Genomic DNA, 23,396 nt, shown 5'->3' on the forward strand with positions numbered 1-23,396 from the left:
AGCTGCATCGCGCTTCCCTATCCCTGGACAGACCTCACACTCGCGGACTGTTCCTGTGCGCCGATGACTCGGCATCACCAAAACGAACCCCCGCCTCGCGAAGCATCACTTCCGAGACAGCGAAACTGTGATCGAGCTTCCCATCGTTTTCCGGCCTGGGCGGGCACACAACGCAAGTGATGCCGCTCTGGATGATGGCGCGGGCGCAGTCGGCGCAGGGGAAACGGTTGACATAGAGCGTGCAGCCGGCAAGGGCCGCGCCGGAGCGGGCGGCGTTGTAGATCGCGTTGCGCTCGGCATGTTCGATCCAGAAGAACTTTTCCCCGCTCGCCCGGTCGAAACGCGCGTCGTCATGATCCGAGACGCCGCGCGGCAACCCGTTATAGCCGGTGGCGCGGACCTCATGGCCCGGCCCGACGATCACCGCCCCCACCTTGAAATCGCGGTCTTCCGACCAGGAGGCGGTCTCATCGCAGAGCGCCCGGAAGCGTCTGGACCATGTTGCTTCATCGGCCATGATCGATCTCTCTCATCGGTTTGCCTGAATGACGGCGTCAAGCGCGGCGCGTGCGGTTTCGTCAGACGGGGTGAAGGGCGGCAGGACGTTTTGCCAGACGGGATCGCCGCTGCGCTTGCCGACCAGATATTTGACGGCGGGCACCAGCGGGTGGGCGGCAATCGCCTTGCGGGTCGCGGCGATCTCGGTCGCAAGAGCGTCGTCCGGGGCGGCGAGATAACGGGCGCAGAGCGGCGCGGAGATGTTCACCGTCGCGGAAATGCAGCCGGCAAAGCCGGATGTCGAGATTTCTGCAAGCGCGGTCTCGGAACTCGGAAACACGGCGAGCCCCGGCACAGCGGTAACCAGGCTCCGGCAATAGGCAAGATCGCCGGAGGAATCCTTGATGCCTGCAAATCGCTCGGGCCGCGCGGCGGCAAGCCGGGCGACGACGTCCACCGGGATCGGCACGCCGGTCATCTGCGGAAAGTTGTAAAACCAGACCGCTATCGGGTTTGCGCCCAAGGCTTCGTCGAGCGTCATGTACCATCGGAACAGCCCGTCATCGCTCACCGGCTTGTAATAGAAGGGCGGCAGAACAAGCGCGGTCCTGTAGCCCAGGTCGGCAGCCGACAGCGTCAGATCGAGCGTATCTGCAAGAGACGGAAGGCCGGTGCCCACCATCAGCCGCGCCGGGTCGAAGGCTTCCGCCGCCCATGCCATGACCTCCTTGCGCGCGGCGATGCCGAGCGAGTTCGCTTCTCCCGTGGTGCCGAGCACGTTCAACCCGTCGCAACCATGTGCGAGCGCCCAGCGGCAATGTTCCAGAAATGGCGCCTTGAGCGCCCTTCCCTGATCATCTACCGGCGTCGGAACTGCGGCGATAATGCCCTTCATGTCTGATTTTCCTGTTTCACTGGCCAGTCACGGATGACGGAATGATCGTCGATCGGCGGCGCGTTCTTTACCCAACCGCCCGGCTCCTTCAAACCGCCGTCGCCATCATCGAAGACAGCGCGGTTGATTTCGACAAAGCGGGCGATGTCCTCACCGGGATCGTCATCGTAGCGGATGGCGTCGACCGGGCAGATGCTTTCGCACATGCCGCATTCGATGCACTCGGTCGGGTGGATGTAGAACATCCGCTCGCCCTCATAGATGCAGTCGACCGGGCAGACGGTGGCGCAGACGCCGTCCTTGATGTCGATGCACTCGCTCTTTATGACCAGGGCCATGGCAAGCCTACCTGCCGCGCCAGACCGGGGCGCGCTTTTCCCGGAAGGCGGCAACGCCTTCCTGGGAATCCTCGGAAACGAGCGCGGCGATCAGCTCCGGCGTCTGCAGCGCCCGCGCTTCGGCCGCCGACAGATGGGCGGTCCTGCGCAACGTCGCCTTGATCGCCTTCACCGACAGCGGCGCCGATTTCAGGATGTCGGCGACCCAGGCATCGACCTCTGCATCGAGGCCTTCGGCCGGCACGACGGCGTTGACGAGGCCAGCGGCATGGGCCTCTGCGGCACTCATCATCCGCCCGGTCATCATCAGGCCGGCGGCGATATTGCGCGGGATCAGCCGTTGCAGCGCCACCATGCCGCCATCGAGCGGCAGACGGCCGACCTTCGCCTCGGGCAGGCCGAAGCGGGCGGTGTCGCTGGCGATCACGATGTCGGCGCCGAGCACCATTTCCATTCCCCCGCCAAGCGCCAGCCCGTTGACGCGGGCAATCACCGGCACGGTGAGGCTCTGGCGCAGCGCGATGCCGCCGAAGCCGTTCGGGTTCATCCGCGCCCAGTATTCGAGGCCCGACGCGCCGGAGCCCGACTTGAGGTCGGCGCCAGCGGAAAAGGCGCGGTCGCCCGCCCCGGTCAGCACCACGCAGCGGATATCAGGATCGGCCTCGATCGCCAGCCAGATCTCTTCAAGCCGCGCCTCGGTCGGCTGGTCGACAGCGTTCATCCGTTCAGGCCGGTCGATGGTTACCCGCGCGACATGGTTTTCGACGGTGAAGAGAACGCTCATCCGGCGGCCCTCACGGCGCTGCCGAGACCGAATTCGGCGATCACCTCGGCCGTGTGCTCGCCGAGCTTCGGCGGCTTGTGGCGCAGCACCACCGGCGCATCGCTGAGGTGGACCGGCGAAGCGACGAGGGTCAGCGGCCCGAGAAGATCGTGGTCGAACTCGAGCAGCATGTCGTTGATTGCCGTCTGCGGATCGGCAAGCGCCTCGCCGAGCGAGCGAACCGGGGCGCAGAGGAGATCCTGGGCCTCGAGCCGCTCGATCCAGTGGGCGGTGGTGTTGGTGGCGATCGCATCGGCGAAGCGCTTCTGCAGATAGGGCTTGTTGGCGCGCTGGCTGGCAAGATCCGGATAGGTCGGCGACAGGTCCTCGAGCCCGAGTGCGGCGCAAATATCGCGCAGCGGATTGGCCTTGAAGGCGCCGACGATCACCAGCGCGCCATCGGTGCTGTCGAACACGCCCGTCAGCGGCATCGCGGCCCAGTTCAGCACGGCGCGGTGCTTGTTCCACTGCGCGGCTTCCTGCATCTGCATGGCGATGATCGAATCGTAGAGCGAGACCTCGACGCGCTGGCCGTGGCCGGTCTTCTCGCGCGACAGAAGGGCGGCGAGCACGCCCTGCACGAGATGCATGCCGGCGGTGTAGTCGCAGAGCGTGGTCGGGTAGATCGAGCGCGGGATCGAGGGATCCGAGGTCTTCTCCATCACGCCGGTCATGGCCTGCGCCAGCACATCCTGGCCGCCCTTGTGGGCATAGGGGCCGGTGGAGCCGAAGCCGGTGCCCGAGGCGCAGATGATCTTCGGATTGATCGCCTTCAGCGCCTCGTAGCCGAAGCCGAGCCGCTCCATCACGCCTGCGCGGAAATTGTCGACCACGACATCGGCCTGGCGCACGAGGTCGTAGACCATCTCCTTGCCCTCCGCCGACTTGGTGTCGATCTCGACCGAGCGCTTGTTGCGGTTGAGCGAGCAGTAGACGGCGTTGTTGCGGCCGGCCTCGGTGTGGTCGTCGAAGAAATGGCGCGACAGGTCGCCGGCGCCGGGCCGCTCTATCTTGATCACGTCGGCGCCGAAATCCGCCAGCATCTGCGTCGCGCAGGGGCCGAGCATCACCTGGGTGAAATCGATCACCCGGATGCCGGAGAGGGGAAGATTATCTGTCGTCATGGCATTGTCTTTCATTCTGCTGCGGCGGTGGATTCCACGCGGGCATTGGCCGAGGGAATATCGCCGGGATCGGCGCCCTGGGCGCGCATGCGCTTCTGGATGGTGGCGACATCGGCATCGCGCAGCGCCACGTTCTGTTCGAGCGCGACTGCAACCGCGACGCCCGCCGCCTCGCCCTGCGCCATGCAGGGCGGAATTTCGCGGGACAGCTTCTGAGCCTCGCTTTCCACCGAATAGTGGCGCCCGGCGACGATCAGGTTGTCGATCCCCTTCGGCAGCAGCGCGCGGTAGGGCGTGTAGTAATCGCGGCCGCGACAGACGCTGTCGGCAAAGTGGCGGCGGGACTTCACGTCGTCGCGGGTGACGACATATTCGCCTTGCAGCAGCCTTGTCTGGCGGATGCCGAGCTGTTCGGCCGCCCCCAGCATCTTGGCGTTCTCGAAGCCCGGCAGGTTGGCGCGCACGAAATGCAGAAGCTTCATCATCCGTTCCCGGCCCTCGATCTCGGCGGCAAGCATGTCCTCCGGCGACAGCCCGTCATAGCCCGGCATATGCGGGCAGTTGCACCATACGATGCCCGGCAGCGGCGTCTTCAGCCACCACATGCCCCAGGCCCCGCCGATCACCCGGCGCACCTGCCGGTCGAGCGCCTTGTATTCCTCCGGATGGTCGAATTCGAAGGCCTCGGCCTTCTCGATATCGACATCACAAAGCCGGAACACCGTGGTGACGATGTACTGCCCGGTGAGGAAGGAGGCGCCGGCCGAGGCTGCGACATCGAGGTCGCCGCTCGCATCGATCACCATCTTCGCCCGGATCGCCTGCCGGCCGACCTTGGTCTGGCAGATGACGCCCGTCACCTTGCCATCCTCCACCAGCGCCTCGGAAAACCATGAATGGAGGCGCAGGTTGACGCCGGCTTCCCGGATCAGGTTGAGGCTGGTCCGCTTCCAGCAGTCGGGGTCGAAGGCGACGGCGTGGATGATCGGCTGCGGGATGCCGGTCTTGTGGAAGTCGATCGCCCCCCAGCGCGACCATTTGCGCCACATCTCCCAATTGGTCAGGCAGTCCTCCGGCGGCGGATAGACCGCGCCGTCCTCTGCCGCCATCCGGTCGACGAATTCGGAGACGATGCCGGTGGTGACGATCTCGTTGCCGTCGTTGACCATGTCGTCGAGCACCAGAACCATGCCGCCCGAGGCCATGCCGCCGAGGTGGTGGTAGCGCTCCATCAGGGTGACCGAGCAGCCGTTGCGCGCGGCCGATACCGCGGCACTCACGCCCGCCGGACCGCCGCCGATGACCACGACGTCGCAATCGGCGACCACCGGTATCTGCTCGTCCCGTTTCAGGGCTATATGTCCGTATGTCTCTTTCATCTTGGCACAGCTCTTCCCCGGGCAACCGCCCGTCTTGAAATTCCGGTTGAGGTTTTCCTACCAGCGCACGATCAGGCGCTCGGCGAGCGTCACGGCGGCAAACAGCAGCACAGACAGGCCCGAGGACAGGAACACCGTTGCGTAAAGCAGCGCGGAGCGGAAATTGAAGGTGGCATCGAGGATCAGCGCCCCGAGCCCCAGATTGGCCCCGACCCATTCGCCGACAATCGCGCCAATGACGCAGGTAGTCGCCGCGATCTTCAGCGCCGAGAACAGGAAGGGCAGCGACGACGGCAACCGCACCTTCCAGAACACCTCGGATTTCGACGCCGACAGCACCCGCGTCAACTCCAGGATCTGCGGGCTGACGGAATTCAGCCCCCGCACCATGTTGACCAGCGTCGGAAAGAAGCAGATCAGCGCTGCGATCATCACCTTGGCCGTCAGCCCCGAGCCGAAGATCAGCACCAGGATCGGCGCGATCGCGAGGATCGGGATGGTGTTGACGAACACGGCGAGCGGGAAGAAGGCCTTCTCGATCAGCCGGCTGTGGACGAAGGCGATCGCGATCAGCACCGCGACCAGATTGCCGACCAGGAAACCGAGCACCGCCTCCAGAAGCGTCGGCCAGAAATTGGCCATCAGCGTCGGAAAGTCCTGGACGAAGGTCAGCGCCACGTCGCTCGGCGCCGGCGCGATGTAGGAGGGCACGCCGAAGATGCGCACTCCCGCCTCCCAAAGCAGCAGGATCGCGAGCGTGGTGGACACCGGGATCGCGATGCCGACGAGGCGCGATAGCCGGGCGGCGCGGCTTGCGGCGGTGGCGTCGATGGCCTCCACATCCGTTGTCATCTCGGTGGTCGCCATCAGCATGTCTCCAGAATCTGGCGCAGCTCGGCCGCGTAGCGGATGAATTCCGGCGTCTCGCGCTGGGCGATCGCGCGGGGTCCGGGAATGTCGATGTCGACGATCTTGCGCAGCCGGCCGGGATGGGCCTGCAGCATCAGCACCTTCTGGCCGAGAAAAACGGCCTCCGGGATCGAGTGGGTCACGAACAGGATGGTTGCGCCGGTTTCCTCCCATATCTTCAGGAGCTGAAGGTTGAGGTGATCGCGGGTCATCTCGTCGAGCGCGCCGAAGGGTTCGTCCATCAGCAAGAGCTTCGGATGGCACACCAGCGCGCGGGCGATCGCGACGCGCTGGCGCATGCCGCCGGAAAGCTCGTGCGGCAGCGCATCCTCACGGCCTTTCAGCCCGACAAGCTCCAGCAGCTCGCGCGGGGTCTTGTCGCCGACGGGCAGCTTGATGCCGCGGCTCCGCCCGACCTCGAGCGGCAGCTCCACGTTCTTCAGCGCGCTGCGCCAGGGCAGCAGGCTCGCGTCCTGAAACACGAAGGCGAATTCGCGGGCAAGGCGGGCGGCCTCTGTCGACTTCCCGAACACGCTCACCTCGCCGGATGCCGGCGGAATGAGATCGGAAACGAGCCTGAGCAGCGTGGACTTGCCGCAGCCCGAGGGGCCGAGGATCGTCCAGAACTCGCCCTCGCCGATATCGAGGCTCAGATCCTGGATGGCGGTGAAATCGCCGAACTTCACGGAAGCGTTGCGCAGCCGGGCCGCAGGCGCCGGAGCGCCTGCCTCCCGGTATGCCATCGCCGCGTTTGGCGCGTTCATGGCGATCATCCCAGCTTCGGCCGCGTGTCGGCGGTGGCCTCCAGAACGGAAAGCGTCATGACCTCGTCGACGGTCGGCGCCTTGCCCTGGAACTGGTCGAGCTCGGAGTAGATGTCGATCTGGTCCTGCCAGTTTTCCTTGGTCATCGTGCCCCAGCCGTTTTCCTTCGTGGCCGCGTTGAAGGAATAGTCGAGCACCAACGGCACGGCCTCCATCTCGGCGGCCTTGTCGAAGTTCGGATAGGCCTCGACCAGATAGTCGACCGCCTTGTCCGGGTTTTCGCGGGCAAAGCCCCAGCCGCGCGAGATAGCGCGGATCATCGCGTCCACCTTGTCGCCGTGGTCGGCAAGCGTGCTGTCGGTGACGTAGAAGGGATTGGCGTAAAGCTTGATGCCGGCGTCCCAGAGGGTCATGTCGACGCGCTGGTCGCCGAGGATCTCGAGCGCCTTCACATTGGTTTTCCAGCCGGTGATCGCATCGACCTGGCCGGTCATCAGCGGGTTCATGTCGGAGCCGATGATCACCAGCTCGACCTTGTCCTCCGGAATGCCGTTCTTGGCGAGCAGCGCGCGGAACAGAATGCGGCCGGTGGCCTGGGTGCCGATCTTCTTGCCGATCATGTCTTCCGGCTTGGTGATCGGGGTCTTTTTCAGCGAGAAATAGGTATAGGGATGCTGCTGGTATCCGGCGGCGATGCATTTGACCGGAATGCCGGCGGCGCGCGCCAGCATCAGCGACGGGCTGGACGACACCTGCCCGAGATTGGCGCGACCCGAGGCGACGGAGGCGACGCCATCGATGTTCGGCCCGCCCGGAATGATCTCGAATTCGAGGCCTTCGTCGGCGAAATAGCCGAGCTTGTTGGCGCAGATCTCGCCAAGATTGCCGTTCGAGGCGAGCCAGCCGAGCTGCATCGAGACCTTGAAGGTGTCGGCGGCCCGCGATGGCGTGATGGAAATCAGACTGCCCGCGCCGGCAAGACCGGCGGCGGCACCCATGGATTTCAGAAGCGAACGGCGGCTGAGACCGTTCAGAAGAGCGTGCGGCATCGATGTTCTCCCTGCCACTGGTTGCTGATGCACTGACCCGGTGTTCCCCTGCCGGTTATCAGTTCCAGAAGTGTACGGAGCATATGGCGCTGCAAAAAGTGCAAAAACCTGCTAACACTGAGGCATAAAATGCACCACCCCGGATGCGGTGCGTGTCTGCCGCACCGTGATCCGATGCTAACTGCTTGTTTTGACATGTCTAGCAACCCGCCTGAAGGGATCGTCCGACGGCGGCAGGTTTAAGGCGGAGCGCCCGATGCATTCGACCTTCATGCGCTATTTCGACGAGGTTGCCCGCCAGCGCTCGATCCGCAAGGCGGCGGCGGTGCTGAACGTGTCCTCGACCACGGTCAACCGCAAGATCATCGCGACCGAAAAGACCATCGGCGTGCGCCTGCTCGAACGCACGCCGGAGGGCGTGGCGTTGACCGATGCGGGGCGGATCGTGCTCGAACACTGCCGCGAGACGCTGAACGGGTACGAGCGCACCAAGATGATGCTCGATGATATCCGCGACCTGCGCACCGGCCACATCAATATCTGCGCGATCGATTCCGTCACCTACGGCCTGCTGCCGCGCATCCTGCTCGACTTCAACAGCGTCTATCCGCAGGTCACCTATTCGGTGACCACGGCCCAGCCCGATGAAATCGGCGAGAAGGTGGCGCACGGGGCCTGCGATATCGGCATCACCTTCACCTTCGATCTCCATCCGGGCGTCCGGGTGATTTCGGAAAAGGGCGCCCCGATCGGGATCATCATGCGATCCGACCATCCGCTCGCCAGCCGTGCGAGCCTTTCGATCGCCGATCTCGGCGGGCTGAAGCTGGTGCGCACGGTCGACGCGCGCGGGCGCAATTCGATCATCGACCAGGCGCTTTCCGGCCTCGCGCCGTCGCTCTCGACCAATTGCTTCACCGACACGCTGCATGTCGCCAAGCACCTGATCCTGGCCGGCCGCAGCCTCGGCGTTTACACGCAGATCGGGTTTTACGAGGAGATCCAGCAGGGCCGGCTCTGTTTCGTGCCGCTGCAGCAGGATGTGCTGCTGAACCTTAAGATCGGCGTCATCATGTCCGCCTCCTCCGGCATTTCCCCGCCGGAACGGCTTCTCGGCAACGAGATCAAACGCGCCCTCGGAAGCCTCCGGCTTGACGCCGCCGCACCCGGCGCCGTCTAGTCTGTTATTTCCCAATTGAAGAGAGCCACAACAGAGTTCTACATCTAGGCGGCGCGGTCCAGCGTTTCAGGCAAGCGCAAAGCCGCCTTATGTCGTTGTTGCGCCTGCATGAGTGCAGTCCCGATCCAAAAACCACCGCAATCGGGCGCTCAGGCCAGGCCTTTCCGCCGCGCGGCCTGGCTCAGGCCGCCGTAACCCCATGCATCGGCTTCCACTTCATCGATGACGACATAGGTTGCGACCGGAAGACCCGCACCGACAGTGCTTGCCAGAAGATCATGAGCCTGCCGGATGAAGCTCGCTTTCTGCTCCATGTCATTGGTCCCCGCGGTCACCTTGACATCGAGGTGGGCTGCAGCGGTGACGGACTGCCCTCCGATGCTCCAGAGCCTTGGCTCATGGAATTCGACCAGCACGGCGGTAAGGTCCGCCCGCTTGTCCATCACCTCGGCCATCAGCCGGGTTGCTTCCGACTGAAGCGTTGCGATCTCACTGGCCGAAAGCGATGCGCCGGCGATGCTGATATGGACGAAGGGCATTCGAATGGCTCCCGATCTGGATTGACAGGCTCATCATGACGGTTCAATTTCGTTTTGAATATCAGGATCTTCAAAACACTCTATTGAGGAAATACGAATGGTCGGTGCTCCGGTAAATCTCGACATGGACGTTTTGCGCACATTCGTCACCGGCGTTGACCTCGGCAGTTTCGCCAAGGCCGCCGAGCGGCTTGGGCGGTCGCCCTCCGCCATCAGCCTGCATCTGCGCAAGCTGGAAGACCAGACTGGCCAGCCGCTGATGCGCAAGCACGGGCGCGGGCTGGTCCTGACGGAGGCCGGTGAGCGGCTGATCGGTTACGCGCGCCGCATCCTCGACCTCAATGACGAGGCGCGCATGGCGCTCGACACGCTTGCGGATCTGGAAGGCTGGGTTCGTATCGGAGTGCCACAGGATTTTGCAGAGACGTGGCTGCCGCCTCTTCTCGCCCGCTTCCAGGGCGCGCATCCGAAAATCCGTGTCGAAGCGCGCGTCGATCGCGGCTCCCGTATGGCCGAGGCTGTGCGTTCCGGCGACCTCGACCTCGCGCTCACCTGGGGCGGGTTCAATAGCCTGGACTGCACCGTGATCGCGGAACGGCAGCTCGCCTGGATCGCGAGGAAGGATCACGCGATGACCGACAACGAGCCGGTCCCGATCGTTGCCTTCGATGCGCCTTGTGCTTTCCACCGGCGCGCGACGGAAGCGCTCGAAAAGGCAGGAACGCCCTGGCGACATGCCTTTGCGACATCGAGCCTGCTGGGTGTCTGGGCCGCCGTCCGCGCGGGCCTCGGCATAACGGTGAGGACCGTAGACGCTATCCCCGACGATCTCAGCACGCTCAGCTCCGCGGATACCGGACTTCCTGCCCTTGGCTCCCTCCCGCTCGTCCTGCATCGCTCGAACTCGGGTACCAAGGCATCAAAGACGCTTGAGGAGCTGCTGCTCTCCGCCGTTGCCATGCAGACGGCAGGCAGCGGCTCCTGAAGTCTAGCCCGACACGTTCGGGCGTTTTCCAGCGCTTGGCCAACCCTGAATGTGCCACGCTTAGCAAGGAACACCCGGACCTTGCAGGAACCTGGAGCATCGGATGTTGAGAAGCCGGCCTTGCGGCCGGGGCCGACCTCATGATCAACGCCAATCCCCTGCCCCATTCACCTGCCCGATGCAGATCGACATCGATCGTGGCACGCGAGCGATCACAATATCAGCCAGGAGCGGGCTGCACCAGGACACCGCTTCCGGAGATGCGTGGTCTTCTTTCGACATCACTAGACGACCGGTCTATTAATTCCTATATGCAGCCCATGGCCAAGCAGAGCAAGTCCGATCAAACCCGACAGAAGATCCTCGCCACCGGCCGTCAGCTGGTGACGAAGGGCGGCTTCAATGCTGTCGGGCTATCCCTGATCCTCAATGCCTCAGGCGTCCCGAAGGGGTCTTTTTACTACTACTTCCCGTCAAAGGAGGCTTTCGGAGAGGCGCTGCTGCAGGACTATGTAGCGGAGTACCGGACGCGCCTCGATCAGTTGATGAAGATGGACTTAACGGCAGCGGAAAAGCTGATGACCTTCTGCGCCGCCTGGCTTGACCAGGAACGCCAGGCGGGACTGGTCAGCACCTGTCTCGTGGTCAAGCTCGGCGCCGAAGTTGCCGACCTATCGGAGAGCATGCGCAAAGTGCTCGATGATGGCGTGACGATTTTGATCGCGATCCTGGCAGATCTGCTGCGGGAGGGCGCCCGCGACGGCTCCCTTCTGCCGCAGCACGATCCCGATGCAGTGGCTGAAGCGCTCTACGCCGAATGGCTGGGTGCTGCGATCCTGTCGAAACTCGCTGCTGATCAACGCCCGCTGGAGCGGGCAATGAACGATACGAAAGCGCGTCTGATCGCGGACGCGCGCAAAGGAGAAAACCAATGAAAGCTGCAGTTCACGACGTTTTTGGCGAACCGAAAGACGTTATTGAAACCCGCGAGGTTGCCTTGCCGGAACCTTCTGCAGGCGAGGTGCGGGTTGCAACGCTCCTCTCGCCGATCCACAATCACGATCTCTGGACGATCCGCGGCAATTACGGCTACAAGCCGCCCCTGCCCGGCGCGATCGGCGGATCGGAAGCCGCAGGTATCGTCGACGCTGTCGGTGAAGGCGTCGACACGGCGCTTGTCGGAAAGCGTGTTGCCATTGCAGGCGTACACGGAACCTGGGCGGAACACTTCATCGCGCCCGCTGCCGGCGTGCTGCCGCTGCCCGAGCAGATTTCCGACGCGATGGGCGCGCAGCTGATCGCGATGCCGTTCTCCGCCATTTCAATGCTCGATATGCTGAAGGCCGGCAAGGGCGACTGGATCATCCAGACGGCTGCCAACGGTGCTGTCGGGCGGGTGATGGCCATCCTGGCCGAGGCCCGCGGGGTTCACCTCCTGAACCTTGTGCGGCGCGATGAGGCCGCCGCAGACCTTCGCGCTGAAGGCATCAAGAATGTCGTGTCCACTTCGGCCGATGGCTGGAAGGACGAGGCGCGGAAGATCATCGGTGAAGGCCGCGTCATGTCCGCAATCGATTCCGTCGGCGGCGATATTGCCGCAGATCTGGTCGACCTTCTCGCATCCGACGGTGAGTTGGTCGTTTTCGGCACCGCGACTGGTGCGCCTATGCCGCTCTCATCGGGCGCCCTGATCATGAAGCAGATCACGGTCAAGGGCTTCTGGGGCGCGCGCGTCAGCGCCGAAATGGAGCCCGACAAACGCATCCGCCTGATCACCGAACTGGTCACACTCGCGGCAAAAGGTGTTTTGACGCTTGATGTTGGCGGCATTTTCCCGCTCGACCAGGTGAAGGAAGCGATGGATGCAAGCCTGACGCCCGGCCGCGCCGGCAAGGTGATGCTGAAGCCTTAAACAGAAGCAACAACGCCTCCTGAAAGAAGTGGCTCGGATTGTCTCAACAATTTCGGGCCTCTTCTGACGGTGTATCTGCGCCTCGGAAATGGCGGAGCTAGGGTGTGCTTACGCGTTCCAGGCGATCGTCTTCTGGGATTGCTCGCCGAGGCCTTCGATACCGAGGCGCATTCGCTGGCCTTCCTTGAGATAGATCGGCGCAGGCTTCTGGCCCATGCCGACGCCGGGCGGCGTGCCGGTGGAGATGATGTCGCCAGGCTGCAGGCTCATGAACTGCGACAGATAGCTGACGAGATGGCGCACGCCGAAGACCATCGTCCTGGTCGAGCCGTCCTGATAGCGGTGGCCATCGACCTCGAGCCACATGGCAAGGTCCTGGGGATCATCGATCTCGTCGCGCGTGACCAGCCAGGGACCGATCGGGCCGAAGGTATCGGCGCTCTTCCCCTTGACCCACTGGCCTGAGCGCTCGATCTGGAATTCTCGCTCGGACAGGTCGTTGACCACGCAATAACCGGCGACGTGATCCATCGCATTGGCCTCATCGACATAGCGGGCTTCCTTGCCGATGACGACGCCGAGTTCGACCTCCCAGTCGCTCTTCTTCGAGTTTCTGGGAATGCGGACATCATCGTTCGGGCCGACGATGGCGCTGGTCGCCTTCATGAAGATGATCGGCTCCTCGGGGATCGCAGCACCCGTTTCGGCGGCGTGGTCGGCATAGTTGAGACCGATGCAGATGAATTTGCCGACGCTGCCGACGCAGGGACCGATACGGCTTTCCCCCGGCAGCACCGGCAGGCTGGCGATATCTGCAGCGCGGATGCGTGACAGGCCATGGTCTGAAAGCGCCTCTCCCGCAATATCGGCGACAATCGCGGATATGTCGCGATAACTGCCATCGGTGTGGAGGATGGCAGGGCGCTCGGCGCCCCTTGCGCCGACTCGTAGCAGTTTCATGATCCTATTCCCTGATTACGACGCCTTGGGCATCGTGTGTGCAAAATTGCGTATCGTTTCCGGTTTCATCTCGATGGAGAAGCCCGGCTTTTCCGGCGGCATGTAGGCAGCCCGTTCGATCCGGCAGGGGTCGACGAAGTGCTCGTGCAGATGATCGACATATTCGATCACCCGCCCCTCCTTGGTGCCGGAGACGACGAGATAGTCGATCATCGACAGATGCTGGACATATTCGCAGAGCCCGACGCCGCCGGCATGCGGCCAGACCGGAAGGCCGAATTTCGCGGCCATCAGCAGCACCGACAACACCTCGTTCAACCCGCCGATGCGGCAGGCATCGATCTGGACGATGTCGATCGCGCCGCCGGCGATGAACTGCTTGAACAGGATGCGATTCTGGCACATTTCGCCGGTCGCGACCTTGACCGGCACCACCGCCTCACGGATTTTCCTGTGGCCGGCGACATCGTCCGGGCTTGTCGGCTCCTCGATGAAATAGGGCCGGAAGGCGCTGAGCGCCCTCACCCAGTCGATCGCCTGATCAACCTCCCAGACCTGGTTGGCGTCGATCATCAGCGTGCGATCCTCGCCGATCACCTCGCGCACAATCTTCAGCCGCGCCACATCCTCGTCGCGATCCTGCCCGACCTTCATCTTGATATGGGTGAAGCCGGCATCGACCGCTTCCTGCGCCAGACGCCGGAGCTTGTCATGGCTGTAGCCGAGCCAGCCTGCGGAGGTCGTGTAGCAGGGATAACCGTTCGTCTTCAGTTCCGCGATGCGCTCTGCCTTGCCGGCCTCCGCCTTGCGGAAGATGGCGAGCGCTTCCTCCGGCGTGATCGCGTCGGTCAGGTAACGGAAATCGACGATCGAAACGAGCTGTTCCGGCGTCATATCGGCGACGAGCTGCCAGACCGGCTTGCCTGCCGCCTTCGCCATCAGGTCCCAGGCGGCGTTGACAACGGCGCCCGTCGCCAGATGCATGGCGCCCTTGTCCGGCCCGATCCAGCGCAGCTGGCTGTCGCCGGTGACATGGCGCCAGAAGCGGCCGGGATTTTCGGCAATCCAGTCGAGCGAGAGCCCCCTCAACCGGGCCTCCAGCGCGCGGATCGCGGCGCAGACGACCTCATTGCCACGGCCGATCGTGAAGGTCAGGCCGTGGCCCTCGAGCCCGTCATCCGTTTTAAGGATGACGTAGGCGGCGGAATAGTCCGGATCGGGGTTCATCGCGTCGGACCCATCAAGCTTGGCCGAGGTCGGGAAACGCAGATCGTGGATGGAAAGTCCGGTAATGGTGGTCATGTCGTGCACTCGGTCTTGCGGTCGCTCAGGCGGTCCAGCCGCCATCGATGATATGGGCCTGGCCCGTGGTATAGGTCGCGCCGGCGAGATAGACGGCGAGATCGGCGATCTCTTCCGGCGTGCCGATACGACCAATGGGCTGGCGGGCGATGAAATCGGTCCGTGCCTTTTCATAGTCGCCCGTCGCCTTCAGCCGTTCCTGCAGCGAGGGGCTGTCGACCGTTCCGGGGCAGATCGCGTTGCAGCGTATGCCCTTCGTCACATAATCGGCGGCAATCGACTTGGTGAGGCCGATCACGGCGGCCTTGGTGGTCGAATAGGCAAAGCGGTTCGGCACGCCCTTCAGCGAGGAAGCGACAGAGGACATGTTGATGATCACGCCGTGTTCGCGCTCCAGCATGCCCGGCAGGAACGCCCGCACGGTGCGCACCATCGCCTTGACGTTGAGGTCGTAGGCGAAATCGAGATCGCCGTCCTTCATGTCCAGAACCGAACCGGCATGGACGACGCCGGCGCAATTGAACAGGATGTCGATCGCGCCGATTTCACGCGCGGCATTGACGACGGCCGCGTCCGACAACACGTCCAGAAGCCGTGTGGTGACGCCATCCATGCTTTCCAGCTCGGCGAGTTTCTCGGCGTTGATATCGCTTGCGATCACTCTTGCGCCGGCCCTTGCAAAAGCCGTGACGGAGGCCGCGCCGATGCCTTGCGCGGCGGCGGTGATGAGGCAGGTCTTGCCGGTGAGGTCAGTCATGGGCGTGTCCTTCATGTGATTGTCTTCTGCGATCCTTCGACCGCCATGCGGGCGATCGCCTCGAAATCCCAGGCGATGCCAAGGCCGGGTTCATCCGATGGTACGGCGCGTCCGTTGCGCATGGTCATGCCGCAAAGCGTGATCGCGTCGAGCTGTGGAATGTATTCGACCCAGCGCGCATTGGGCACGGCCGCGCAAAGCGACACATGCAATTCCATCAGGAAGTGGGGCGCGACCGCGACGTTGAAGCATTCCGCCATATGCGCAACCTTGAGCCACGGCGTTATGCCGCCGATGCGGCCGACATCGACCTGGACGATGGAGCAGGCGCGCCGTTCCAGATATTCGCGGAAATGCGCGGCGGAATAAAGGCTCTCGCCGACCGCGACCGGCACGGATGTGTGGCGCGAAAGCACGGCATGGCCTTCGATATCGTCGGCCGGCAGCGGCTCTTCCAGCCAGCCGATGTCGAAGCGCTGGTAGACGGCGGCGCGACGCACCGCCTCATCGACATTGAAGGCCTGGTTGGCGTCGGTGAAGATTTCGAAGGCCGGCCCGACAGCCTCGCGCACCGCGCCGATGCGGGCGGCATCCTCCGAAAGCGGTCGCCCGACCTTGAGCTTGCAACCCGAAAAGCCGTCGGATTTCGCCCGCACCGCATCCTCGACCAGCGCTTCCGTCTCAAGATGCAGCCAGCCGCCTTCGGTGGTGTAGAGCGGTATTTCGGACTTCGCGCCTCCCGCCAGGCGATAAAGCGGCAGGCCGAGCCTGACCGCCTTCAGGTCCCAAAGCGCCGTATCGATGGCGGCAAGCGCGATGGATGTGATTGCGCCGACCGCCGTTGCGTGGGTCAGGAAAGTCAGATCGCGCCAGATGCTTTCGATGTCGAACGCTTCGCGGCCGATCAGCGCCGGCAGCAGCGTCCGTTCCAGAAGCGCCATCACCGAAGGGCCGCCCGTGCCGATCGTATAGGAATAACCCGTACCGGTAACGCCGTCAGAATCGGTAATGCGCACGATCGGCGTTTCCTGGGAGACGAAAGACTGGATCGCATCGACGCGCTTCACCTTCGGCTTCAGGTCGACCATCACGATTTCGGCGCGGACGATCTTCCCCATGGTCAGGCCCTCAGGCTCTTGCCGGTGTCGGCGTCGAAGACGTGCAGACGATCGAGGTCGAGGGTGAAGGTCAGTTTCTCGCCATCGGCCAGCGGCCGCGGATCGAGCATCTTCGCCTGCACCTCCTTGCCGCCCAGCTCGGTGTAGATGATGGTCTCGGTGCCCAGCGGCTCGGAGATCAACACCTGCAGGTCGACCTCCAACGAGCGGTCCTCGGCATGCAGCGAATGACCCTTCGGCGCGAAGGCGTCCGGACGGAAGCCGATAATGACCTTGTCACCTGACGAGACCTTCGACGCGATATCGCCAGGCAACGGCACCAGCGCGCCATCGGAGAGCCGCGCCGCGCCGTTCTCGGCAACGCCCTCAAGCTGGTTCATCGGCGGAGAGCCGATGAAGCCTGCAACAAAGGTGTTCACCGGGTTTTCAAAGACCTCCGTCGGAGTGCCGACCTGCTCGACATAGCCGTCGCGCATGATCACGATCCGGTCGGCAAGCGTCATCGCCTCGACCTGGTCGTGGGTGACGTAGATGACCGTGGTCTTGACCCGCTGATGCAGCTTCTTGATCTCGACGCGCATCTGGCCGCGGAGCTTCGCATCGAGGTTCGACAGCGGCTCGTCGAACAGGAACACATCCGGATGGCGCACGATGGCGCGGCCCATGGCGACGCGCTGGCGCTGGCCGCCGGAAAGATTGGCGGGTAACCGGTCCATGAAGGGTTCGAGGCCGAGAATGCCTGCCGCCTCGTCGACGCGCGGCTTGATGTCCTCCGGCGTCATGCCGGCGATCTTCAGGCCGAAGCCGAGATTTTCCCTGACTGTCATGTGCGGATAGAGCGCATAGGACTGGAACACCATCGAGATGTTGCGCGCCCGCGGCGGCAGGGTGTTGACGACCCGGTCGCCGATGCGGAGCTCTCCGCCGGAAATGTCCTCGAGCCCGGCGATCATCCTGAGCGTCGTCGACTTGCCGCAGCCCGACGGGCCGACAAGGACCACGAACTCGTTGTGGGCGACGTCGAGATCGATGCCGTGGACGACTTCAAGCGCGCCGTAGCGCTTGACGATTTTGGAAAGGTGCACTTCGGCCACGGGATTATCCTTTCACGCCGCCGAACGTCAGTCCGGCAATCAGGTGCTTTTGTACGATGAAGGTGAGGATCAGCGCCGGGATGATGATCAGCACGGCCATGGCGCTCATCCCGGTCCAGTCGACGGTGAACTGGGCGGTGAAGTCCATCAACCCGACCGGCATGGTCTTCGACGCCGTGGTGCGGGTGAGCTGGCTTGCCAGCGCGAATTCGTTCCAGGCCGTCAGAAAGGCGAAGATGCCGGCAGAGGCGAGGCCCGAACGGGCAAGCGGAAACTCGACCTTCCAGAAGGCCTGCCACCGGGTGCAGCCGTCGATCTGGGCAGCCTCGGAAAGATCGGCCGGGATCTGCCGGAAGAAACCGTCGGTGAGCCAGATCGTGAACGGGATGTTGATCGCCATGTAGACGAGGATCAGGCCGAACTTGGTGTCGATCAGACCGACCTTGCTCCACAGGATGAAGAGCGGCAGCGACAGCGCCACGCCCGGCACGGTGCGCGACAGCATGAACGACAGGAACAGCGCGCCCTTGCCCTTGAACCGGTAGCGGGCGAAGGCATAGCCGCCCATCATCCCGACCAGGATCGCGACCACGGTGGAGGTCAGCGAAATCACCAGCGAATTGATGAAATAGCGCTCGACCGGCAATCCCTGCTGGCGGTCGGGCAAAAGTCCGAAAATGCCGAGGAAATTATCGAGCGTCCAAACCTGCGGGATCCAGACCGGCGGGCGGGCCATGACTTCGACATTGGGACGAAAGGCGGTCAGCACCACCCAGGCGCCGGGGACGACCAGGATCATCATCGCGATGAACAGCGTGATCCGGAGCAGCCAGCGCTGCCAGGGCTTTTCGATGGTGCGCGCGCTCATTGGGCCCCTCCCATGAAGACGCGGGCCTTCGACAGATTGCGGTAGAACATGATGGTAAAGCCGATCGAAAGCAGGATCGAGATGTAGCCCATGGCGTTCGCCATCCCCATCTGCGCGTTCTGGTATCCGGTGCGCGTCATCAGCGTCCAGATCAGTTCGGTGCGTCCGGCGGGGCCGCCATTGGTCATGATCTTGACCATGTCATAGGCGCGCGCGACATCGAGCGAGCGGATGGTCATCGCGATCCAGATGAACGGCATCAGGAAGGGCAGCGTGATGTGGCGGAACACCTGCAGCGCGTTGCAGCCGTCAACCTTCGCGGCCTCGATCGGCTCCTTCGGCATGGCGAGCAGGCCGGCCATCAACAGGATCGCGAAGATCGAGGTCGACATCCACATTTCGGCGACGATGATCGAGAAATTGGCGAGCCAGCCATTGACCAGCCACGGGATCGGCTTGTCGATCAGATCGAGCGCGAACAGCGCATTGTTCACCAGGCCAACGGAATCGTTGAACAGGTACTTGAACTGGAAGCCCACAAGGATCGGCGAGAACATCATCGGAAACATCATGATGGTTCTGAGCGTCCGCTGGCCCCAGGTGATGCGGTTAACGAGCAGTGCCAGACCGAGCCCCAACAGCATTTCCAGATTGAGCGCGATGGTGATGAACACCACGGTGCGCCCGAAGGCCCACCAGAAGTCTTCATTGCCGATCAGTCGCCTGTAATTGCGCAGGCCGACAAAATTATAGAGCGAGTCCGGCCGCACCAGATTGTAGCTGGTGAAGCTCGTCCAGAACGACACCAGAAGCGGCACCAGCACCACCGCCATAATGACGATGATGGCCGGCATCAGCAAAAGATAGGGTGTCGCCTGCGGAGACCTGAAGAACTTCATGTCGCGCCTTCGGAAAGTTCAGGAAATCGGAAAGTCTGTTCAGCCGGAGCCGATGACGCCGCCAGCCTTGGCCGGCGGCGTCAGGTGGGCAGGTCAGTAGTAGCCTGCGTCTTCCATGATCATGGTCGCCTTGTCGGCGGCGTCATCGAGCGCTTCCTGCGGGGTCTTCTCGCCGACGATTGCAGCCTGCAGCTCGGGCCACAGAACGTTCGAGACCTGGATCCATTCCGGAATCAGCGGCGGGGTGCGGGCGTCAGCCAGCGATTCCTGCCAGACCTGGAACATTTCGGCGAGGTTCTCCTTGCCGTTCTCGTTGAACCAGTTGATCACCTCTTCATAGGTGGCAGAGCGGGTCGGCAGGTTGCCGGCCATCGCTTCCATGAGCTCGCTCTCGTCATTGGTCATGAACACGGCAAAGGAAACGGCGGCATCCTTGTTGTCGCAATCCTCAGTCACCGAGAACGAATGCGAACCGGACCAGCCGCCGCGCTTGCCCGACGAGCCGACCGGGGCCACGGCATACCCGAGGTCATCCGCGATCTTGGATGAAGACGGATCCGCAAAGAAGGCGGCGAAACCCGGCCAGTCCAGATCGATGGCGAGTTGGCCCGCGGCCATCGCCTGGCCGATATCGTCCCAGGTGTAATTGACCGTGCCGGCCGGCACCGCGCCGGCGTCGTAGACATCGATAAACCACTCCAGGGCGGCAACGCCTTCCGGCGAATTGAAGACCGGTTTGAAATCGGCGTCGAACATATCGCCGCCATTGGCCCGCAGGATTTCCATGAAGCGGCCCGACATGCCCTCGTCCTTGCCGGCAAACGCGGTGCCATAGAGGTTCGGCGGATCGGCGAAGAAAATCACCTGGTCGCGAAACTCGTCAAAGGTCTTCGGCGGGGCAAGGTCGGTGCCATATTTCTCCTTCCACGCCGTCTGGTTTGCCGGATCCGCGTAGAGGCTCTTGCGATAATAGAGGTTCGACACGTCGGTGACACGCGGCAACTGGACGAGGCGGCCATCGACCTTGGCGGACTCAAGCGTCCCCGGGACATATTTGTCGAGCTCCGACTGCGGAATGAACTCCGACAGGTCGATATAGAGGTCGCCATATTGCGGGGCGAAGCTGGTGTGGTTCGAGCCAAGGCACCAGGAGATGCCGCCGGTCGCGATATCCTGCTTGATCTCGCGGTCAAGCTCGAAATGGTTCTTGGAAGAAACGATCTCGACCTTGGCGCCGGTCATCTCCTCCCATTCGGGGATGCGCGTGTAGAGCTTCTCGTACTGGGTGCCGCCAATCAGCTTCACCTGAAGCGTATAGCCCGGAAAACTGCCGTAGTCGAAGTCATCGGCCTGTGCGCCAGCCGCAAGGCCGCCGAACGCGCAGGTAGTAATCAGCGCTGTTGTCAGAAAATTCCGTCGCATGTCTGTCCTCCTCAATCCCTCAAGTCCAGAAAAGACTTGATCCTCCATATTTGAAAAGTCTATTCGTATATAAGCATCAATTTGGCGCAGCCGTCAACGTCGCTCTTGATATCGGGCGGGAACGACGTCAGTTTCGCAGCAAATTCAGGGTGAAGTTTCACCCGTGCCGCAAGGAACGAACATGGCTTCAGAAGACTCCGACCGCTACCGCGCCCCTGCCCTCGACAAGGGGCTCGACATATTTGAGCTGCTGGCCGAGACCGACGGATCGCTGAGCCAGGCGGAGATCGCGAAGTCGCTCGGCCGCACACCCAACGAAATCTACCGCATGCTCGACCGGCTGGTGCGGCGCGACTATATCCGCCGCACGCCGGAGGACCGCTACGAGATCACGCTGAAGATGTTCGAACTGGTCCATGCCAGACCGCCACTGCGCCGGCTGGTCAACCAGGCGATGCCGCTGCTTCAGCACGTGGCGCAGGAGACGGGACAGTCCTGTCATATCGTCGTGTTCGACCGCAACGCCGCCGTCGTCGTCGCGCAGGTTGATGCGCCGAGCTACTGGAGCCTCGCCGTTCGCGTCGGCACGCGACTGAAGCTTACCTCGACCGGCTCCGGCCTCGTCTTCCTCGCCTTCTCTTCGCCCGAAAACCGGGCGTTGATGCTGAAGGGCGCCGGCGAGACGCTGACGCCGGAGACCGAAGCCCGTCTCGAGGGGATCCGCAAAGCGGGGTACACCATGATGCCGAGCGAGCAGATCGCAGGCGTCACCAATCTTTCAGCGCCGGTCATCGGGCCGCTCGGGTCGGTGATGGCGGTCGTCACATCGCCTTATACGGAGCGCCTTGACCGCACGATCAAAGACGACCGGGCGCGCACCCTGGAATTTGTGCGCGCGGCAGCCGCAAGCCTTTCCAAAGGCCGTCCCGATCCGTGAGACGAGAGGCCCGGCCGCCGCAAACAGATGCCCACCGAGGCAAGGGAGGAACAATGCGCATCATCGATACTCACCTTCATCTCGTCTACAAGGACCGGTTCTCCTATCCCTGGCTGAAGGATGCCCCGGCGCTCGACCACCAGATAACGGCTGAGGACTATTTCGCCCGCGCCGGAAAGCTCGGCATCGATGCCGCGCTGCATATGGAAGTCGATGTCGCGGAGACCGACATGGAGGCCGAGACCGTCTTCATGGTCAGCGCGCACCAAAAGATCGCTGGCGCGATCGCCGCCTGCCGGCCGGAGAGCCCGGACTTCCCAGCCTATCTGGAACGGATTGCCGCCATCCCCGGCGTGCGCGGGCTGAGACGCGTGCTCCATGTGGTGCCGGACGATGTCTCGCAGGCACCGCTCTTTGCAGAAAATATCCGTCGCCTGGCCGGCCACGGCCTCACCTTCGACCTCTGCGTTGCCGCCCGCCAGCTTCCGCTTGCAATCGCCCTCGCCGGAAAATGCCCAGAGGTACAGTTCGTGCTCGACCATTGCGGCGTGCCCGACATCGAAAACGAGGCCTATGCGCCTTGGGCCGAAAATATCTCCGAATGCGCGCGACTGGCCAATGTCACCGCCAAGATTTCCGGCGTGATCGCCTATGCCGGGGCGGACTGGAACACGGAGAAACTCCGCCCCTACATCTCTCACGTCCTCGACGTGTTCACCTTCGACCGCGTGGTCTGGGGTTCGGACTTTCCCGTCTGCACCATCCACGCAAGCCTTGAAGACTGGGTTGCGAGCACAAAGGAAATCGTCGCTGGAGCAACGCAGCAGGACCAGGAAAACCTGTTTTCCCGCAATGCCATGAGGCTCTACCGCCTCTAGACGCAATTCAGACAAACCAAGGGAGAAACCCCATGCAGCGCATCGGGATGGTCATCGGGCTCAGCGCCGACAAGGTCGCCGAATACAAGGAGCTTCACGCCAATGTCTGGCCGGACGTGCTGGACATGATCAAGGCGTGCAATATCCGCAACTACACGATCTTCCTGCGCGAGCCGGAGAACCTGCTGTTTTCCTATTACGAATACACCGGGGACGACTACGAGGCCGATCAGGCGAAGATGGCGGCCGACCCCAAGACCCGGGAATGGTGGGCGGTCTGCATGCCCTGCCAGAAACCGCTCGACACCGCCGCGGAAGGCGAATGGTGGGCCGAGATGGAAGACGTCTTCCATCTCGCTTGACGGCGGTGCCTATGGCGCTTTCCGGAGCGGACTTCAGATCTTCTTCACGAATTCCGATTTCAGTTTCATGGCTCCGAAACCATCGATCTTGCAGTCGATATTGTGATCGCCTTCGACAAGCCGGATGTTCTTTACCTTGGTGCCGACCTTGAGAACCTGGCTGGAACCCTTCAGCTTCAGATCCTTGATGACGGTCACCGTATCGCCATCGGCGAGCAGATTGCCATTGGCGTCCTTGAATTCCGGCTCGACGGCCGTATCGGCACCGGCCGACCATTCGTTGCCGCATTCGGGGCAGATCAGCAGCGCACCGTCTTCATATGTGTAACTGGACTGACATTTGGGACAGGGCGGAACTTCGCTCATGATCATCCTGATCGTGTTGGCGGTGGGGTGCGCGGAAT

General features: G+C 63.0%; 26 protein-coding genes. 7 read left to right on the top strand and 19 right to left on the bottom strand.

All coding sequences use genetic code 11. The features are described from left to right. Positions 1 to 34: 34 nt before the first annotated feature. From HPQ62_RS04815 to HPQ62_RS04855, 9 genes are read right to left on the bottom strand one after another with little or no spacing between them, the layout of a single operon-like run. On the bottom strand, positions 35 to 517 hold the full coding sequence (locus HPQ62_RS04815) for a deoxycytidylate deaminase (RefSeq protein WP_174801326.1): 483 nt from the start codon (positions 515 to 517) through the stop codon (positions 35 to 37). Positions 518 to 529: 12 nt separating this feature from the next. Beyond that, positions 530 to 1,393 (bottom strand): dihydrodipicolinate synthase family protein, encoded by an 864-nt coding sequence (locus HPQ62_RS04820; RefSeq protein ID WP_174801327.1) that lies wholly within the window; start codon positions 1,391 to 1,393, stop codon positions 530 to 532. Beyond that, positions 1,390 to 1,731: a 4Fe-4S dicluster domain-containing protein gene (locus HPQ62_RS04825; RefSeq protein ID WP_174801328.1), complete on the bottom strand. Its 342-nt coding sequence runs from the start codon at positions 1,729 to 1,731 to the stop codon at positions 1,390 to 1,392. The genes HPQ62_RS04820 and HPQ62_RS04825 overlap by 4 nt, the downstream gene beginning before the upstream one ends. Positions 1,732 to 1,738: 7 nt before the next feature. Continuing rightward, the gene (locus HPQ62_RS04830) at positions 1,739 to 2,515 is read right to left on the bottom strand and encodes an enoyl-CoA hydratase-related protein (protein WP_174801329.1); all 777 of its coding nucleotides are present in this window, start codon (positions 2,513 to 2,515) and stop codon (positions 1,739 to 1,741) included. Beyond that, complete coding sequence (locus HPQ62_RS04835; RefSeq protein ID WP_174801330.1) at positions 2,512 to 3,678, bottom strand: CaiB/BaiF CoA transferase family protein; 1,167 nt, start codon at positions 3,676 to 3,678, stop codon at positions 2,512 to 2,514. The genes HPQ62_RS04830 and HPQ62_RS04835 overlap by 4 nt, the downstream gene beginning before the upstream one ends. Before the next feature lie 11 nt (positions 3,679 to 3,689). Further along, positions 3,690 to 5,057, bottom strand: a complete 1,368-nt coding sequence (locus HPQ62_RS04840) for an FAD-dependent oxidoreductase (protein WP_174801331.1) — start codon at positions 5,055 to 5,057, stop codon at positions 3,690 to 3,692. A 57-nt stretch (positions 5,058 to 5,114) separates the two neighbouring features. Then, a complete protein-coding gene (locus tag HPQ62_RS04845) occupies positions 5,115 to 5,930 on the bottom strand; it encodes an ABC transporter permease (protein WP_174801332.1) in 816 nt (271 codons plus the stop codon). Further along, positions 5,924 to 6,730, bottom strand: a complete 807-nt coding sequence (locus HPQ62_RS04850) for an ABC transporter ATP-binding protein (protein ID WP_174801333.1) — start codon at positions 6,728 to 6,730, stop codon at positions 5,924 to 5,926. The genes HPQ62_RS04845 and HPQ62_RS04850 overlap by 7 nt, the downstream gene beginning before the upstream one ends. 5 nt (positions 6,731 to 6,735) lie before the next feature. Further along, positions 6,736 to 7,779 carry an ABC transporter substrate-binding protein gene (locus tag HPQ62_RS04855; protein ID WP_174801334.1) on the bottom strand — a complete coding sequence of 348 codons (1,044 nt, stop codon included), beginning with the start codon at positions 7,777 to 7,779 and terminating at the stop codon, positions 6,736 to 6,738. A gap of 256 nt (positions 7,780 to 8,035) precedes the next feature. Between HPQ62_RS04855 and HPQ62_RS04860 the strand changes: the two genes are divergently transcribed. Continuing rightward, positions 8,036 to 8,959 (top strand): LysR family transcriptional regulator, encoded by a 924-nt coding sequence (locus HPQ62_RS04860; RefSeq protein ID WP_174801335.1) that lies wholly within the window; start codon positions 8,036 to 8,038, stop codon positions 8,957 to 8,959. 149 nt (positions 8,960 to 9,108) lie between these two features. Here the strand turns inward: HPQ62_RS04860 and HPQ62_RS04865 are convergent, their stop codons facing one another. Next, a complete protein-coding gene (locus HPQ62_RS04865) occupies positions 9,109 to 9,498 on the bottom strand; it encodes a tautomerase family protein (RefSeq protein ID WP_174801336.1) in 390 nt (129 codons plus the stop codon). Positions 9,499 to 9,595: 97 nt separating this feature from the next. Here HPQ62_RS04865 and HPQ62_RS04870 point away from each other — a divergent pair, with 97 nt between their 5' ends. The 3 genes from HPQ62_RS04870 (at position 9,596) to HPQ62_RS04880 (ending at position 12,395) form a co-directional block, all read left to right on the top strand. Then, positions 9,596 to 10,483 (top strand): LysR substrate-binding domain-containing protein, encoded by an 888-nt coding sequence (locus HPQ62_RS04870; RefSeq protein WP_244629544.1) that lies wholly within the window; start codon positions 9,596 to 9,598, stop codon positions 10,481 to 10,483. Positions 10,484 to 10,803: 320 nt separating this feature from the next. Continuing rightward, on the top strand, positions 10,804 to 11,418 hold the full coding sequence (locus HPQ62_RS04875) for a TetR/AcrR family transcriptional regulator (RefSeq protein WP_174801453.1): 615 nt from the start codon (positions 10,804 to 10,806) through the stop codon (positions 11,416 to 11,418). After that, positions 11,415 to 12,395 carry a zinc-binding dehydrogenase gene (locus tag HPQ62_RS04880; RefSeq protein ID WP_174801337.1) on the top strand — a complete coding sequence of 327 codons (981 nt, stop codon included), beginning with the start codon at positions 11,415 to 11,417 and terminating at the stop codon, positions 12,393 to 12,395. Before HPQ62_RS04875 ends, HPQ62_RS04880 begins: the two co-directional genes overlap by 4 nt. A 108-nt stretch (positions 12,396 to 12,503) precedes the next feature. Here the strand turns inward: HPQ62_RS04880 and HPQ62_RS04885 are convergent, their stop codons facing one another. The 8 genes from HPQ62_RS04885 to HPQ62_RS04920 all read right to left on the bottom strand — a co-directional run bounded on the left by HPQ62_RS04885 (position 12,504) and on the right by HPQ62_RS04920 (position 20,815). Then, positions 12,504 to 13,355 (bottom strand): fumarylacetoacetate hydrolase family protein, encoded by an 852-nt coding sequence (locus HPQ62_RS04885; protein ID WP_174801338.1) that lies wholly within the window; start codon positions 13,353 to 13,355, stop codon positions 12,504 to 12,506. A gap of 15 nt (positions 13,356 to 13,370) precedes the next feature. After that, a complete protein-coding gene (locus HPQ62_RS04890) occupies positions 13,371 to 14,657 on the bottom strand; it encodes an L-fuconate dehydratase (RefSeq protein ID WP_174801339.1) in 1,287 nt (428 codons plus the stop codon). Between the two features lie 25 nt (positions 14,658 to 14,682). Continuing rightward, positions 14,683 to 15,414: an SDR family oxidoreductase gene (locus HPQ62_RS04895; RefSeq protein ID WP_174801340.1), complete on the bottom strand. Its 732-nt coding sequence runs from the start codon at positions 15,412 to 15,414 to the stop codon at positions 14,683 to 14,685. An 11-nt stretch (positions 15,415 to 15,425) separates the two neighbouring features. Further along, positions 15,426 to 16,532, bottom strand: coding sequence for a mandelate racemase/muconate lactonizing enzyme family protein (locus HPQ62_RS04900; protein ID WP_174801341.1), 1,107 nt, complete (start codon positions 16,530 to 16,532; stop codon positions 15,426 to 15,428). 2 nt (positions 16,533 to 16,534) lie between these two features. After that, positions 16,535 to 17,626 carry a sn-glycerol-3-phosphate ABC transporter ATP-binding protein UgpC gene (locus HPQ62_RS04905; protein ID WP_174801342.1) on the bottom strand — a complete coding sequence of 364 codons (1,092 nt, stop codon included), beginning with the start codon at positions 17,624 to 17,626 and terminating at the stop codon, positions 16,535 to 16,537. Positions 17,627 to 17,630: 4 nt separating this feature from the next. Further along, a complete protein-coding gene (locus tag HPQ62_RS04910) occupies positions 17,631 to 18,494 on the bottom strand; it encodes a carbohydrate ABC transporter permease (RefSeq protein ID WP_174801343.1) in 864 nt (287 codons plus the stop codon). Further along, positions 18,491 to 19,393 (bottom strand): carbohydrate ABC transporter permease, encoded by a 903-nt coding sequence (locus HPQ62_RS04915; RefSeq protein ID WP_174801344.1) that lies wholly within the window; start codon positions 19,391 to 19,393, stop codon positions 18,491 to 18,493. Before HPQ62_RS04915 ends, HPQ62_RS04910 begins: the two co-directional genes overlap by 4 nt. Before the next feature lie 93 nt (positions 19,394 to 19,486). Then, entirely contained in the window at positions 19,487 to 20,815 is a 1,329-nt protein-coding gene (locus HPQ62_RS04920) for an ABC transporter substrate-binding protein (protein ID WP_174801345.1), read from the bottom strand. A 181-nt stretch (positions 20,816 to 20,996) separates the two neighbouring features. On the opposite strand from HPQ62_RS04920, the gene HPQ62_RS04925 reads away from it, so the two are divergent. From HPQ62_RS04925 to HPQ62_RS04935, 3 genes are read left to right on the top strand one after another with little or no spacing between them, the layout of a single operon-like run. Beyond that, entirely contained in the window at positions 20,997 to 21,752 is a 756-nt protein-coding gene (locus HPQ62_RS04925) for an IclR family transcriptional regulator (protein WP_174801346.1), read from the top strand. Between the two features lie 53 nt (positions 21,753 to 21,805). Continuing rightward, positions 21,806 to 22,630 carry an amidohydrolase family protein gene (locus HPQ62_RS04930; RefSeq protein ID WP_174801347.1) on the top strand — a complete coding sequence of 275 codons (825 nt, stop codon included), beginning with the start codon at positions 21,806 to 21,808 and terminating at the stop codon, positions 22,628 to 22,630. 32 nt (positions 22,631 to 22,662) lie between these two features. Then, on the top strand, positions 22,663 to 22,992 hold the full coding sequence (locus tag HPQ62_RS04935; protein ID WP_174801348.1) for an L-rhamnose mutarotase: 330 nt from the start codon (positions 22,663 to 22,665) through the stop codon (positions 22,990 to 22,992). A gap of 33 nt (positions 22,993 to 23,025) precedes the next feature. Here the strand turns inward: HPQ62_RS04935 and HPQ62_RS04940 are convergent, their stop codons facing one another. Further along, positions 23,026 to 23,358, bottom strand: a complete 333-nt coding sequence (locus HPQ62_RS04940) for a zinc ribbon domain-containing protein YjdM (protein ID WP_174801349.1) — start codon at positions 23,356 to 23,358, stop codon at positions 23,026 to 23,028. Positions 23,359 to 23,396 lie beyond the last annotated feature (38 nt).

Origin of the sequence: Martelella limonii (assembly GCF_013344475.1) — a bacterium.
Lineage (GTDB): Bacteria > Pseudomonadota > Alphaproteobacteria > Rhizobiales > Rhizobiaceae > Martelella > Martelella limonii.